The sequence below is a fragment of the Actinokineospora globicatena genome, assembly GCF_024171945.1.
Lineage (GTDB): Bacteria > Actinomycetota > Actinomycetes > Mycobacteriales > Pseudonocardiaceae > Actinokineospora > Actinokineospora globicatena.
Window position 1 is genome coordinate 2,256,400 of sequence record NZ_JAMTCR010000002.1, and the last position, 14,588, is coordinate 2,270,987.

Consider the following 14,588-nt stretch of genomic DNA (forward strand, 5'->3'; position numbering starts at 1 on the left):
CGGACAGCCAAACAGCGGCACCGGGAGTCGGCGCCGCTGGTGGTGGCGGGGGCTCAGCCGAAGAAGACCGAGGTGGCGAGGTTGTCGAAACCGAGCGCGGCCAGGTCGGGGACGTCGCCGGTGACGACCAGCGACTTGCCCTTGCAGTCCTTCTCCGACCACAGCTTCAGCGATCCGAGCGCCGACAGCGACGACGCGTTGCCCGGTCGGGCGAGGTTCTTGCAGCCGCTGCCCGCCGTGCCCTCGGCGGCGCCGTCCTCGCTGAACCTGGGCTCGTCGAACAGGACGACGCTGGTCGCCTTCTGGCCGCTGGGCGCGGTGGTGGGCGGGGCGGTGGTGGTTGGGGTGCCCGCTTTGGCGCCGGTCGGGGTCACGCCGAACCAGGTGCCGCCGACGCCCTGGCCCTTGGTGTCACCCGCCTTGGTGTCCTTGGCGAAGCGGTACACCGGCCAGCCGCCGATGGTCACCTGGGTGCTGCCGTCGTCGCGGGTGACGAACCCGACCGCCGACTTCGGTACGCCTGCCACGAACACCTTGCTCCCCTTGGCCACGGTCACCGGCGGCCACGTCTTCGCGCAGTCACCGGCGCACACCGACTTCGACGGCGCCGCCGAGTCCTTGTCGAACCGGTACAGCGTGAGCCCGGACCCGTTGACCACCACCGGGTCCAACGCCCCCGCCTTGCCCGCCTTCAGCTGAACCCACTTGCGCGAACTCTCCGCCCGCGCCGAGTTCACCGTGCCGTCGTCCCCCTTCGCCCAGTCCCCGGTCCCCTCGGCGGCGTTGTTCGCCTTGGCCGTCCCCGCGAAGAACGACACGTCGCTCCGCTCTTTGTCCACACTGTACTCATCGGTCGCTGTGACCTCTGTGGACACCGGCGCGGCCTTCTCCCCGCAGGCCGACAACACGACCGCCCCCACGGCGACCAGCGCAGCGACGGACAACGCGTACTTGCGATTCATCTCGACTCCCCATTCCCCGGCATCTTCAACACCACCACCACGTGGCCCCGCCCCCGCCGGTTCACCACCGAGTGAACTTCCCCGCTCCCCCTGCTCTTCCCCCAGGTCGCGTTGTCCACAACCCCTCGAGTTGTCCACAGGCCAACCGCACCCCTAGGTCGCCACCCCCACCCCCGGTAGACTGGCACTGGGGACGCCCCCCGGAGAGGGTGGGGGCTGGGGTGCCGGAGGCGGCCCCTGCGACGGCTGGCCAGGCGGTTTCCGCGGCCGTGGATCAGGCGTTTCCGGGACGGCGGACCGGGTGGTTCCCGGGGTGTCGGGCGGGCGTTGGGGGGATGCGGGTCTGATGGGGTCAGCGGCCAGGCGTTTGCGCTGCGGGGCTTGGTGCGGCCGAGACTGGCGCGGAGCGGATCTCCCGGAGCCGGGCTAGGGCGGCGCGTTGAGGCCTGGGTGATGTGGGTCGACATGCTGCCAACCAGGCGAGCGGTCCAGGACCGCAGGCGGCGGAGGCTGGTCCGGGCGCGGTGGGCGGCGCGGGCAGAGTCGAATTGAGGCGACCCGGGGTAAAGGATGAGCGGGGGCGATTTCGGGGGTATATCCGCGGCTCGAAGGCGAGGGCGAAGGCGGGAAGTCGCGGGGGGAAAGCGGGGTATTCAGCGGCCCAGGTGGAGGGGGAGGTGGGTGAGGCCGCGGAGGTTGAAGTGGGAGTGCCAGTGGAGGTCGTCGGTCGCCAGTTCGATGGTGGAGTAGCGGGAGAGGAGTTCGGTGAAGACCGTGCTCGCTTCGAGTTTGCCGAGGACGGCGCCGAGGCAGTAGTGGTTGCCGGAGCTGAAGGCGAGGGATTTGGGGTCCGTGCGGCCCAGGTCGAGGCGGTCCGGGTCCGGGTAGCGGTCGGGGTCGCGGCCCGCGGCGTCGAAGAGGACGAGGACGGTCTCGCCCGCGGGGATGACCTTGTCGCCGATGGGGGTGTCCTGGGTCATGATGCGGGCGGCGAGTTGGACCGGGGGGTCGAACCGGGACAGCTCCTCCACCGCGGTGCCCATCAGGGACGGGTCGGCGCGCAGGGCGGCCAGCGCCTCGGGCTGCTGGAGCAGGGCGAGCATGCCGTTGGCGATCAGGTTGACGGTGGTCTCGTGGCCCGCGTTGAAGATGAGCAGGATGTTGGCGACGATCTCTTCGTCGGTCAGCTTCTCCCCGTCGGCGTCGGCCTGCATCAGCACCGAGAGCAGGTCGTGCTCGGGGTCGGCGTCGCGGCGGGAGTCCATCAGGTCGAGCAGGTAGGCGCGGAACTCGGGCTCGGCCTTGTTCATCGCGATGCGGCGCTGCGGGGTGACCCCGGGGTCGATGACGTAGCCGACCTTGTCGGTCCAGTCCCGGCACTTCGCGCGGTCCTCCGGCGGGATGCCCAGCAGCTCGCCGACCACCAGGATCGGCATCGGCAGCGCCAGGCCCGCGATCAGGTCGACCTGGCCGTCGCCCATGTCGTCGATGAGCCGGTCGACGACCTGCTGGATGCGCGGCCGCATCCGGTCGATGCTGCGCGGGGTGAACACGCGCGCGATGAGCCTGCGCATCCGGCGGTGCGCCTGGCCGTCCTGCATCAGCATCCACTTGCTGGTGCTCTTGACCACCGGGCAGGTCGGGCCGCCGCGCACCATGGCCCAGCCTGGGTCGGCGGGGAAGTTGCTCGACGCCGACGGCGCGCGCAGCAGGGCGTCCACGTCGTCGTAGCGGGTGAGCACCCAGTAGCCGAAGGGCGAGCGGTGCACCGGGTCGGTCTCGCGCAGCCGCCGGTAGTAGCCGAAGCGGTCGGCGGCCAGTGCCGGGTCGTTCAGGTCGAACAGTGCGGTCATAGCGGGATCCGTCCCTGACAGGCCTGGTCGGGTCCGATCGTGCTTTTTGTCATACGTACCGTCAACCCCTAGGTAGACCCCTAGTGACCGAGGCGGTCACGCTCCGGAGTTTCCCAAGGCCATCACGTTGCGTGATCACGACGATGGCGTTCGGTACAAGATCACTCGGACGCGGGCCATCTAGGAGCGTCGTCCCCGATGGGCGCGTCGTTACTTTACGGTTCAACGTGTACGCCGTACGAGTGATACTTGGTTGCGAGTCGGTTGTCATAAGTCACGACCTGTAACTGATGTTATGGGTCGGTGCGATGGAACGGGCAACAGAGCCCCCGTGCGGACCAACGAGCGCCAGGACCTCCGCGCTCAGATCGGCACCCGGGCTTGGCAATACGAGAAGAATCGACATCGCCATGACACTGCTGTGGATCTTCGGTGGACTCGCGGTCATCGCCGCGCTCACCTGGCGTCTGCGCCGGGCCTCGGCACTGGTCGACCGCATGCTGCTCGAGGAGCGGGTCGGCGCGGAACACGACGCCAGGATGGCTGAGCACGCCCGCGGGCTCGAGGTGGAGCAGGCACCCGAGCGGACCGTCGACTGGCCGCACCCGCCGCGCCTGGCCTGGTCGCGGCCGAGGCCGCGCGCAGGCGCGCACAACCGGCTCGCAGGCTGAGCGAAAGACCCGATCACCCGGGCCGGGTGGCCCTGGCCGGTGCACGCGGAAGGGGTCGACCATGGAACGGACGAGCAGGGACTGGACGCGGTGGGCGCCGCGTCGCGGGCGGGGAACGCACCCGCTCGGTCCCCCGGTCGGTGGGCGCCGACCGGGGGACCCCTCCAGCGGAGCTGGGGCAGCGTCAGTACGGGTCGCCGAGCGCGGCGCGCAGACCGCGGTGGTCGACCCAGCCCAGGTGCGCGTGCGCTAGCGGGCCGCGGAAGGACCACAGGTGGTGCTGGCACCAGGTCGCCGAGCGGCCGTGCCGCTGGCTGGGTGCCAGGTTCGACCCCAGGTAGGTGCCGGAGAGCTCCAGCCGGGTCTCGACCGTGTCCGGCCCGGTGCGCCGGGCGCTGAGCACCCTGGCGTGCAGATCGGGCATCAACCGCCGGGCGGCGAGCACGCGGTGGCGCAGCCCGGGAATCCCGTCGTCGAATAGCCGGACGTCGGAGAGATCTCGGATATCGGGGTGCGCGAACTCCGCGAGAACGGCGCAATCCCCCTCGTTCACCGTTTCCCGGATGAACGCGACAGCGATGTCGACCTGCTCGGTCGCGCGGACCGACGGCGGCGACGGCAGGGCGAGCACGCCGGTCACCTCGGTGCGGGCAGCGCGACCTCGGCCAGTGCCGCGGAAAGGGCTCTGCGGTGCTCGCGGCGGATGGCCGCGGCGCGGTGCTTGGCGTACTCCGCGTCGGTCTCCGGGTGCACCGGGCGGACCGGGCGGGGCGCGCCGTCGGCGTCGACCGCGACGAACACCAGGTGCGCCTCGGCGATCACCTCCAGCTCGTCGCGGCCCTGCCAGCGCCGGGCGCTGACCTGCACGCCGACCTCCATGGAGGTGCGGCCGGTGCTCTCCACGTGCGCCACCGCGGTGACGATGTCGCCCGCCCAGAACGGGGTGAAGAAGGTCATGTCGTTGACCGAGGCGGTGACCGCGTGCCCGTCGCTGTGGCGCACCGCGGCGGCCCAGCCGACCTCGTCGGCCAGTTCCAGGATGAGCTTGCCCTTGCCGGAGCCGAACATGTTCTCGTCGCCTGGCCAGATCACCCGGGACAGCTCGCAGCGCGAGTGGCCCATCGGCCGCCCGGTCGGCAGCGGCGGCGAGTCGGCCAGCGGTGCCCGTGTTGGTGTGTCGACAGGGGTCATCGGAAGAGGTTCTCCAAAGTGGGGTATTCGGTCACGTCGGGCGGAAAACGGCGCGGCGGGGGAGATGCGGCCAGTCTAAACGATCACTTGGGTGACCCCGGCCAATTTCGCATGATCACCGAATATCTCCCTGTGTCGGGCGACAGAGTTCACTGATAGTGATTGAACTCGGCGCAAAATGTCGGATACGACTAACTCGATCCGGTGATGGGGACGGCGGAGTCCGGGCCGCCCGGGTGCTCCGGTGCTCAAGCCTGTGGGTGACCCCACTCGCCCGCCCGCGTGCGCGGGGATGACCGGGAGGCACCCCTCTAGACTTCGCGGGCACCCCCCACCAGCCCATAGTGAGGTTTCGCCGTGCTGACCATGCAGGACGCGTTGCTGGCGTTGACCAGGTACTGGACCGAGCGCGGCGCCATGGTGGTGCAGCCGTTCAACACCGAGGTCGGCGCGGGCACCCTGAACCCGGCCACGGTGCTGCGCGTGCTCGGCCCCGAGCCGTGGCGGGTCGCCTACGTCGAGCCCAGCGTGCGCCCCGACGACGCGCGCTACGGCGAGAACCCGAACCGGCTGCAGACCCACACCCAGTTCCAGGTGATCCTCAAGCCGGACCCGGGCAACCCGCAGGAGCTCTACCTGGGCAGCCTGCAGGCGCTGGGCATCGATGTCGCCGCGCACGACGTCCGCTTCGTCGAGGACAACTGGGCCTCGCCCGCGCTCGGCGCCTGGGGCCTCGGCTGGGAGGTGTGGCTCGACGGGTTGGAGATCACCCAGTTCACCTACTTCCAGCAGGCCGGTGGCCAGACCCTGGACCCGGTGTCGGTGGAGATCACCTACGGCGTCGAGCGGATCATGATGGCGCTGCAGGGCGTCGACCACTTCAAGGACATCGCCTACGCCCCGGGCATCTCCTACGGCGAGGCCTTCGGGCAGGCCGAGTACGAGATGAGCCGGTTCTACCTCGACGACGCCGACGTCGAGACCCAGCGCAGGCTCTTCGAGGACTACGCCGCCGAGGCCCGCAGGCTGCTCGACGCCCGGCTGCCGGTGCCCGCGCACATCCACGTCCTCAAGTGCTCGCACACCTTCAACGTCCTCGACGCGCGCGGCGCGGTCAGCACCACCGAGCGCGCCAAGGCGTTCGCGAGGATGCGCGGTCTGGCCCGCGAGGTCGCCGGCCTGTGGTCGGAGCGGCGGTCCGAACTGGAGCACCCGCTCGGCACCGTCCCCGCCCTGCCGCTGGCAGCCGCGCCCACCGAGTTCGCCGCCGTCGACGGCACGCACCCGCTGCTGTTCGAGATCGGCACCGAGGAACTGCCGCCGCACGAGGTGACCCGCACCGCGGCCGCCGTCGAGCGCGCGCTGACCGACAAGCTCGCCGCCACCAGGCTCGGCCACGGCACCGTCACCACCTACGCCACCCCGCGCCGGGTCATCGCCGTCGTCGACGCCGTCGAGCCGGTCGAGCCGGACGCCGAGCGCACGGTGCGCGGACCGCGTGCCTCCGCCGCGTTCGACGCCGACGGCAACCCCACCAAGGCCGCCGCCGGGTTCGCCAGGGGCCAGGGCGTGGACCCGGCTGAGCTGCGCCGCATCGACGTCGACGGCGTCGAGTACGTCGGCATCACCCGCACCGACATCGGCAAGGGCGCGGTGGAGGTGCTCAGCGGGGTCCTCGGTGAGGTCGTCGCCGAGCTGCGGGCCGACAAGAATATGCGGTGGAGCGACCCGAAGCTGTCGTTCACCAGGCCGGTGCGCTGGCTGCTCGCGCTGCTGGGCAGCACCCCGGTGCCGGTCGCGGTGTCGGCGCTCGCCGCCGGGACCACGACCCGCGTGCACCGCACCGCTGGCGACCCCGTCGTCGCGGTGTCCACCGCCGACGGGTACCTGGACTTCCTCGCCGGGCACGGCATCGTGGCCGACCAGGACAAGCGCCGGGCGCTGGTGGTGTCCTCCGCCGCCGAGTTGGCCGTGACGGTCGGCGGTGTGATCGACGGCGACTCGCCGCTGGTCGACGAGATCACGAACCTGGTGGAGGAGCCCAACGCGCTGCTCGGCTCGTTCGACGCCCGCTACCTGGAGCTGCCCGCCGAGATCCTCACCACCGTCATGCGCAAGCACCAGCGGTACCTGCCGGTGCGCGACGCCGACGGCGCCCTGCTGCCGCACTTCGTCGCCGTCGCCAACGGCGCGTGCGACCACGACAAGGTCCGCGCGGGCAACGAGGCCGTGCTGCGCGCCCGCTACGAGGACGCCAGCTTCTTCTGGCGCGCCGACCTGCGCACCCCGCCGGAGCGGATGAAGGAGGGCATCGCCAAGCTCGCGTTCGAGGAGCGGCTCGGCTCGGTCGCCCAGCGCGCCGACCGGATCGCGGGCGTCGCGCTCGTGCTCGGCGCGGCGGCCGGTCTGTCCGAAGAGGACTCGGCGACGCTGCGCGCGGCGGCCGGGCTGGCCAAGTTCGACCTCGGCTCGCAGATGGTGATCGAGCTGACCAGCCTCGCGGGCACCATGGCGCGCGAGTACGCCCGCCGGGCCGGGCAGCCGGAGGCGGTCGCCCAGGCGCTGTTCGACATGGAGCTGCCCCGCTCGGGCGGTGGCGCGGTGCCGACCACGGTGCCCGGCGCGCTGCTCGCCCTCGCCGACCGGTTCGACCTGCTCGTCGGGTTGTTCGCCGTCGGCGCCAAGCCGACCGGAAGCTCCGACCCGTTCGGCCTGCGCCGCGCCGGTGCCGGTGTCGTGGCGATCCTGCGCGCCTTCCCGGCGTTGGCCGAGCTGACTGTCCCGTTCGGACTGTCCACCGCGGCGGAGAAGGTGCGCGCGCAGGGCATCGCGGTCGACGACGCGGTGCTCGCCGAGGTCGCCGAGTTCGTCAAGCGCCGCTACGAGCAGGTGCTGCTCGACGCCGGTGTCGCGCACGAGCAGGTCGCCGCCGTGCTGCCGCTCGCCGACGCCCCCGCGCTCGCGGACGCGACGGTCGCGGAGCTGGCCGGTCTCACCGCCGACCCCGGGTTCGCCGGTCTGGTCGCCGCGCTGCAGCGCGTCCGCCGCATCGTGCCCGCCGACACCGGGGCGGGCTACGACCCGGCCGCGCTGGTGGAACCCGCGGAGCTGGAGCTGCACCAGGTGTTCACCAAGGCGAGTGCGGTGGGTGGCACCGGGCTGGCCGGGTTCGTCGTGGCCGCCTCGCCGCTGACCGACCCGATCAACACCTTCTTCGACGCCGTGCTCGTCATGGCGCCGGAACCCGCGCTGCGCGCGGCCCGGCTCGGCCTGCTCGCCGCCGTGCGCGACTGGGCGGCGCCGGTGCTCGACTGGCAGGCGCTGGGCACCACGCTGGAGGCCTGAGCGCGCACGTCCCGCCCGAGAACCCGGTCCAGGTCCGCCTGGGCCGGGTTCTCGCTATCCGGGGCCGGGCGCGGTCAGTCTTACTGCGCAACCCACTCGGCCCATTGTCCCGGGACGGGGCCATTCGGCGCACCGGTGCGGGCTTCGGCATATGTCGAACCGCCCGCGCCGCCGGTGTCGCTTTTCGGCGCGGGCGGCGGCACCGTTAACGAACACCCACGGTGGTCGCCCGGTGGCCGAATTGCGTGGTCACCTCACCCGCCGCGCGGTCGTTCGCCGACCATTCGCCCACCGCCCGACCGGTGCGGCGCGCGGCCGGGCGACCGTAATCGCCCGGTTCGGGTGAGTGGCGGTCCGGGTAATCCTGACGCCGCCCGTCGCCCGGATTGCCCGGACCGGCTTTCGTATGGTGTCCGCCGCGCCGCCCACCCGCTCGGCCCGACCGGCGGAATGGCCACCTCCCCGGGGGTGGCCGGTGTGCGGCGAAATCGGGGTGGACCGGCGGATATGTGCTCCGGCGACCCGGTTTCGCCGAACCGGGGCGCGCCAGCGGCCGACACGCGGGCATTAGCCGAACGACACCTATTTGAAACACCGTTGCGCAACGGGTACTGTTCACGCCAAGTGGGTAGCTGTTTTCAATTCCCGTGACACCCCGTGTGCAGTGAGGTGCCCTATGGCTCAGAAGACCATCGTCCAGCTTTACGACGACCTCGACGGCTCGGCTGGCGAGGACATCCGCCCGGTCGAATTCAGCCTGGACGGGGCGAACTACGAGATCGACCTGAATGAGGCGAACGCGACCCGGCTGCGCGAGCAGCTGGCGGAGTTCGTCGCCGCGGCCCGGCGCACCGGTGGGCGGGTCAAGCGGCACTCGGCGCCGTCGACCAAGCCCGCGGGTGACACCAGGTCCAAGGAGCAGACCAAGGCGATCCGGGACTGGGCGCGGCAGAACGGCCACGACATCTCCGAGCGCGGGCGCATCCCGTCCGCCGTCGTGGAGGCCTTCGAGGAGGCGCACACGGTGAAGGCCAAGGGCAACGGCGGCAAGGCCAAGAAGGCCGCGTTCTCCGGCTGAACCAGCCACCGGGACGGACCGCGGCGGGGATGACCCGCCGCGGTCCCGCTGTGTGCGGGGGCGTCCCCGCGCTCAGAAGCTGACCCCACCCTGGATGTCGCGGGCCTGCAGCACCTTGCCGTTCACGGTGCCGGTGATCTGGTTGATCACGCCGCCGTGCTCGGCGCGCGTCCCGGCCGATTCGACCGCCCAGTTCGCGCGCAGCTCCTCGGCGAACTCGGGATCGACCCGTTCGACCTGTTCCAGTTCCGCGGCGAGCACCGCCACTTCCGCGGACTCCGGTGCCGCCCCGGCCGCGGCGGTGAGCGCGGCCTCGGCCTGCTCGCGCCGGGCGAACCTGGTCCGCACCAGTTCGTAGAGCGCGCCTGCCGACTTGGCCGCCAGGGCCGCCGCGATGGATACCAACACCGGTTCGGGCATCCGAACCCCTCCTTAGCCTGCGTTCGGTTCCTCCCCACCGTACGACCTTCTCCTCGGCGGGCGCACCGCCGACCCGGGTCCGCTTCCGCTCGGCATTCGTGCCGCCGCCGGTCGGTTTCTTGCCCTCCCGCCGCCGCTAAGCCCGGTCGACGTCCGCCCGGCGTTACCCGGTTATTCACGTTCCACCCGCCGCCTGCTGGCCGGGTGTGGGGGATTGCGCCACCAGGGGGCGCTGCGCGAGATCCGTGGGTTATCCACCACCAAGATCCACTGGCCGGACCCCGCGAATCGATTCGCCCGGTGCGGCCCGCCGGTGGACCGGCGTTGGTCCCCCGAGGGGAAACACGTGGTGCAATCGGCGCCATACCGGCTGGATTGGGCCGGGGCGCACTCGTGATCAGCCCGCAGGCGGATCCACCGCGTGTTCGGCCAATCCGGTGAGCACGGGTCGCGCCCCGACCCGGGCGGCGGCGAGCAATTCGGCGTCCGCGATCGGCAGGGTGTTCGCCAGATCACGCAACAGCGGCGTCACGATGTCGGCGGCCACCGCTTCCCGGTCCCGCACATCCGCGTGCAGCGTTGTCGCCGGGTCGACTCCGCGCGGCACGACGTCGCCACCATTCACCACGACAACGACCGGTGCACCCGCTTCGCGCAACACCACCGCCGCGCGTGTGTCGGCGTCACACCAATGGCCCCGGACCACCTGCAGGACGACATCCGCGGCCAAGTCGTCGACCACGTGCAGATCGGTGCTGACCGCGACCGCGCCGGTGCCGGGCAGGTCCCAGAGGGCGATGGGCACCCGTTCGCGCTCGACCACCACCTCGCGGACCGCGTGGGGTGCCTCGGCCGCGATCGTGGCGGCCGTGCGCGGGTCGTCGACCAGCAGCGGGCCGCCCTGGCGGTCCAGCAGCTCCACAGAGGACGAGCGGATGGCCCGCAGGTCGGCGAGCAGGCTGGGGTGGGCGCAGGCCAGGTAGTCCTGGTCGCCGGGCTCGGGGTAGCGCCAGGTCCGGAGGTCCGCCGCGGAGGTCGGGATGTCGGGGAGGCCGAGCAGCAGGTGCCGGGGCCGCAGGTGGGTCGCGCGCAGGTCGGCGAAGGTGCGGGGGACGACGGTGGCGGCGCGGCGCGGACCTGCCCGCAGCGCCAGCCGCACCCCCGCGACGGACGGCAGCGCGGCGGGACCCAACCCGGCGATGGCCCGCACCAGCGTCGACTTCCCCGTCCCCGGCTTGCCCCCGACGGCGACGGTGATCGCGCCCTGGTCCGCCCTGGCCAGCACCCGGCGCAGGTCGCTGATCACCCCGGACACCCCGGCGAGCAACCGGGACCCCGCCCCGGCCCTGGTCAACGCCTGCTCCACCCGGCGCCACCCGGCGACCTCGGCCACCACCCCCGGCACCCACGCCCGCCTGGCCGCCCCCACCGCGGCGACCTCGTCCTCAAGCACCGCGCGACGCTATCGCCGTTCTCCCCCTTGCCGGCCTGATCGGCGGATTCCCGCTCAGCCCGCGCCGACGTACCGGACCGGCGTGTAGTCGAGCTCCCCCGGTCCACCCCAGACGTAGACGCGGTGCTTGACCGGCGTGGAGCCGAAGTCGTAGGCCAGGTACCGGCTCCGCTCCCGGTCGACCCAGCGCTCGAACAACCGCACGTGCTCCCCGGCCCGCACCAACGCGTCCCCGGCGACCAACGCCGACCGCTCCACGACCCGCGTCACATCCCCCAGGTCCCTCCCCGCCCCATCCCGCGGGGTCGCGTAACTGACCGGCAACCCCCACGCCATCGACACAAACCCCGGACAATCAGTCCGATACGCCGGTCGGTGGCACCCACCCAGCACCCCAGCCAGTCGGTGCCGCTGTACCCGGCAACGGGGTCGAAACACCCATCTTGGTTGTAACTGGGCCCCGCCCGAAACCGCATCTCCGCCCGGGCCCCCGCCGCCACCCCAAAGTTCCCCCAACGCGACCCGATCCGGCCCAGCCGCATCCGCCGCCACGACCAGCCCACACACGGCCACCACCACAATCCCCCTACGACCAGCCCTTTCTAACACGCCCCCCTCCCACGGTGCTGGCCTAGACCACCCACCCCTTGGCCGGTTCCGAGACGGACCTCGGGACAACTCTCCTGGTCCATCAGCACATCCGCCGCCCATCTCCTGCAGCGCGAGATGAGACTTGACGAGTGACCCCCCCGCCGCGTTGCGCCAACCTGCCGGAATCCGCCCCGCACCCTGCTGGCCGACACCGACCGGAGACGCTCCAGCAGCCGTCAGCCGCCGCAGCTCCGGCCGCCTTCGCCAGTCCGCTGGGGGCCATCCCCGGCCGCTCAAACCCCGCCGGGCAGTGCTTGGCGGAGGGCGTCCCCGTGAACCCCGGCCCCCACCCTGTCCCGGGGGGCGTCCCCAGGCCCAGTTTACCGGGACCCCCTCCCCCGAAGGGGTGACGGCGAAAACCTGTGGATAACTCGAGGGCCTGTGGACAGCGGCGACCTCGGCATCAGGCGCGGTGGAGGAAAGGAATCACCCGGTCAGGGAGACGGGGAGTTCGGCCAGGCGCCAGGTTCCTGGGTCGGGGGTGCGGGTGGTGTGGGGGCTGGTGGGGGTCAGGTTGGGGAAGCGGTGGAGGAGGGTGGTGAGGGCTAGTTCGGTTTGGAGGCGGGCCAGCGGGGCGCCGAGGCAGAAGTGGGGGCCGTGGGAGAAGCCGAGGTGGCCGGGGGCGCCGAGGGGGCGGGTGATGTCGAGGCGGTCGGGGTCGGCGAAGGCGGCGGGGTCGCGGTTGGCGGAGCAGATGGCGACGGTCATGGCGCCGCCCTGGGGGATGGTGGCGCCGTCGATGGTGATGTCGGTGGTGGCGAAGCGCGGGGTGGTGAGCAGTTGCGGGCCGCACCAGCGCATCAGCTCCTCCACCGCCTGCGGCGCGAGCCCGGGGTCGCCGCGCAGCAGGTCGAGCTGCGCGGGGTGGGCGAACAGCGCGGCGACGCCGTTGCCGATCAGGTTGGTCGGGGTCTGCCCGGCCAGCGCCAGGTGCCACACGAGCGTCACCAGCTCGGTCTCGGTCAGCTCGCCGCCCAGCAGTTGCGACAGGATGTCCGCGCCCGGTGAGACCCGCTTCGCCGCCACGGCCGCCTGTGCGCTGGCGATGATCCCGGGGATCGCGGCGAGGAACCCGGGGCCGTAGCCCGCCGCCACCGCCGTCCCGTACCCGCGCCAGTCCGGTCGGTCCGCCTCTGGGATGCCGATCAGCTCGCAGATGACCTCCATCGGCAGCGGTCCGGCGAAGTCGCGCAGCAGGTCGGCGTCCGGCGCGAGCGAGTCGAGCAGCCGGTCGACCACGGCCTGGATCCGGGGGCGTAAGGCGGCGGTCCGACGCGCGGTGAACGCGGGCGCGGCGGCGGCGCGGACGCGCGCGTGCTCGGGACCGTCCATCTCGGCCATCGTGTGCAGGTAGCGCTGACAGTGCTCGGGGATGCCCGGCGGCCGCATGAAGCTGGCCTCACTCAGCACGAACCGGGGGTCGGTCAGCACCGCTCGTGCGGGTTCGTGCCGGGTGACCGCCCACATCGGCGGCATGCCCGCGCCGGTCAGCTTGGCGACCGGTGAGACCGCCCTGGCCTGCGCGTACGCGCTGAACGGGTCGGCGAGCACGGCCGGATCGGTGACCGCTACCTCGGGGATGGGACCCACGTCGGACCTCCGCTGTCGTTCGGATGTTCTTGTCAGATGATGACATCATCTGAAACTGGAGTCGCGAGAGGGGGGATGATGTGCCGGTGAAGGGTGCGCTGAGCCGGGCGGAGATCCAGGAGATCAACCGGGACCGGGTACTGGACGCCGCGCGCGGGGAGTTCCTCGCCCGGGGGTACCGGGACGCCAAGGTCGACGAGATCGCCGCGCGGGCAGGGCTGACCCGGGGCGCGGTCTACTCGAACTTCCCCGGCAAGCGCGCCCTCTATCTAGAGGTGCTCGCCAAGCAGGCCGAGAAGTTGCCTCTACGCGATCCGTCGGCCAGTTCGCTGTGGGACGCGGTGGGCGCGTTCGCGCACAGCTGGGTAGCGCGGCTAGAGGAACCTGGCCTCGGTACATACCTGGCCCCGGAAGTGCTGACGGATCTCGCGCTGCCGTACGCGCGCCTCCAGCAACTTAGCGCTCTCTTGCTCGGGCTGGCCATGGAGCGGATCGAACCCGTGCCCTCTTCGGAAGACGCGCCGCCCGCCCGACGAGTCCGGCAAGCGCAGATGATCCTGACGACGCTGCACGGTGCTACAGCGCTCGCGGCAGTCGCGCCAGGAACAGTCGAGCCGTTCGACGTGATCAGCGCGTGCGAGCAGCTGTCGCGACTAGAGCTGAACGACTGGTGGTCTTATCCGCACAGTCCCGCTCCCGCTCACGCCGTGAACGAGCCCTGGGACGGGTCGACCGCGCGAGACCTCGTCAGCGGTGAACCGCTCCCGGAAGACGACGGCGTGGTTGCGATCGTCGGTACTCACCGGCTGGTGGCGGTAGAGGAAGCGTTGCGCCTAGGGCATCGCGTGACCCTGGTGGTGGTGACTAGCCAACCCGCGGAACTGGATCCCTTGACGCGCCTGGTGCTCGCCGAGTCCGTCGCCTGCTTGCGACAGTCGTTCGGGGGTGGCTTGCCGCTCACGGTGATCCGCGATGACACGCTGGCCGGGCGGGTGGGGATCACGGCGGTGAGCGACGCGACCGAGGTGGCGCTGCTGGTGCGCGGCGGCCGGATCGTCGCCAGGGCCGAGGGCTCCGGTGCCTGCCACGCCGTGGCGACCGAGGATCGAATCCGAGTCTGAAATGCCGCGCCCCAAGGGAAATTCGAGTTCCAAGAGGACAGTTCATCCTAATAGGACAGTGTTCCGATAGGGCAGTGGTGTGCGAACTGCAGTGGTGTCCCGGACCCCGCCACAGCGGAGTGACCCCGCGGGGCCCGGGACGGTGGGTCCGCGCTAGCCGAGCAGGCCTCCGATGAGACCCGTGACGGTTCCGATGACGGTGTCGAGGATGCTGGTGACCACGCCGAGCAACTGGCTGAGCATTTGTGGACCT

General features: G+C 71.6%; 12 protein-coding genes. 4 read left to right on the plus strand and 8 right to left on the minus strand.

Annotated elements, in window-relative coordinates; all coding sequences use genetic code 11:
- Positions 1-53: 53 nt before the first annotated feature.
- Positions 54-962, minus strand: a complete 909-nt coding sequence (locus LV79_RS10235) for a hypothetical protein (RefSeq protein ID WP_253834453.1) — start codon at positions 960-962, stop codon at positions 54-56.
- A 653-nt stretch (positions 963-1,615) separates the two neighbouring features.
- The gene (locus LV79_RS10240; RefSeq protein ID WP_253834454.1) at positions 1,616-2,815 is read right to left on the minus strand and encodes a cytochrome P450; all 1,200 of its coding nucleotides are present in this window, start codon (positions 2,813-2,815) and stop codon (positions 1,616-1,618) included.
- 410 nt (positions 2,816-3,225) lie between these two features.
- Between LV79_RS10240 and LV79_RS10245 the strand changes: the two genes are divergently transcribed.
- The gene (locus LV79_RS10245) at positions 3,226-3,486 is read left to right on the plus strand and encodes a hypothetical protein (RefSeq protein WP_253834455.1); all 261 of its coding nucleotides are present in this window, start codon (positions 3,226-3,228) and stop codon (positions 3,484-3,486) included.
- Positions 3,487-3,670: 184 nt separating this feature from the next.
- On the opposite strand, the gene LV79_RS10250 is transcribed toward LV79_RS10245, so the two are convergent.
- Both LV79_RS10250 and LV79_RS10255 read right to left on the minus strand, forming a co-directional pair.
- Positions 3,671-4,117, minus strand: coding sequence for an ester cyclase (locus tag LV79_RS10250; protein ID WP_253834456.1), 447 nt, complete (start codon positions 4,115-4,117; stop codon positions 3,671-3,673).
- A gap of 5 nt (positions 4,118-4,122) precedes the next feature.
- The gene (locus LV79_RS10255) at positions 4,123-4,677 is read right to left on the minus strand and encodes an acyl-CoA thioesterase (RefSeq protein ID WP_253834457.1); all 555 of its coding nucleotides are present in this window, start codon (positions 4,675-4,677) and stop codon (positions 4,123-4,125) included.
- 366 nt (positions 4,678-5,043) lie between these two features.
- On the opposite strand from LV79_RS10255, the gene LV79_RS10260 reads away from it, so the two are divergent.
- Together LV79_RS10260 and LV79_RS10265 are read left to right on the plus strand one after the other, a co-directional pair.
- Positions 5,044-8,022 (plus strand): glycine--tRNA ligase, encoded by a 2,979-nt coding sequence (locus tag LV79_RS10260; protein ID WP_253835974.1) that lies wholly within the window; start codon positions 5,044-5,046, stop codon positions 8,020-8,022.
- 676 nt (positions 8,023-8,698) lie between these two features.
- Positions 8,699-9,100: a histone-like nucleoid-structuring protein Lsr2 gene (locus LV79_RS10265; RefSeq protein WP_092775693.1), complete on the plus strand. Its 402-nt coding sequence runs from the start codon at positions 8,699-8,701 to the stop codon at positions 9,098-9,100.
- Between the two features lie 72 nt (positions 9,101-9,172).
- Here LV79_RS10265 and LV79_RS10270 read toward each other — a convergent pair whose 3' ends face one another.
- From LV79_RS10270 to LV79_RS10285, 4 genes are all read right to left on the minus strand, one after another.
- A complete protein-coding gene (locus LV79_RS10270; protein ID WP_253834459.1) occupies positions 9,173-9,520 on the minus strand; it encodes a hypothetical protein in 348 nt (115 codons plus the stop codon).
- A 397-nt stretch (positions 9,521-9,917) separates the two neighbouring features.
- Entirely contained in the window at positions 9,918-10,973 is a 1,056-nt protein-coding gene (locus LV79_RS10275; RefSeq protein WP_253834461.1) for a hypothetical protein, read from the minus strand.
- A gap of 54 nt (positions 10,974-11,027) precedes the next feature.
- Positions 11,028-11,243, minus strand: a complete 216-nt coding sequence (locus tag LV79_RS10280; protein WP_253834463.1) for a hypothetical protein — start codon at positions 11,241-11,243, stop codon at positions 11,028-11,030.
- 807 nt (positions 11,244-12,050) lie between these two features.
- Positions 12,051-13,214, minus strand: coding sequence for a cytochrome P450 (locus tag LV79_RS10285; RefSeq protein ID WP_253834465.1), 1,164 nt, complete (start codon positions 13,212-13,214; stop codon positions 12,051-12,053).
- Between the two features lie 86 nt (positions 13,215-13,300).
- Between LV79_RS10285 and LV79_RS10290 the strand changes: the two genes are divergently transcribed.
- On the plus strand, positions 13,301-14,335 hold the full coding sequence (locus tag LV79_RS10290; RefSeq protein WP_253834468.1) for a TetR/AcrR family transcriptional regulator: 1,035 nt from the start codon (positions 13,301-13,303) through the stop codon (positions 14,333-14,335).
- Positions 14,336-14,588: the final 253 nt, after the last annotated feature.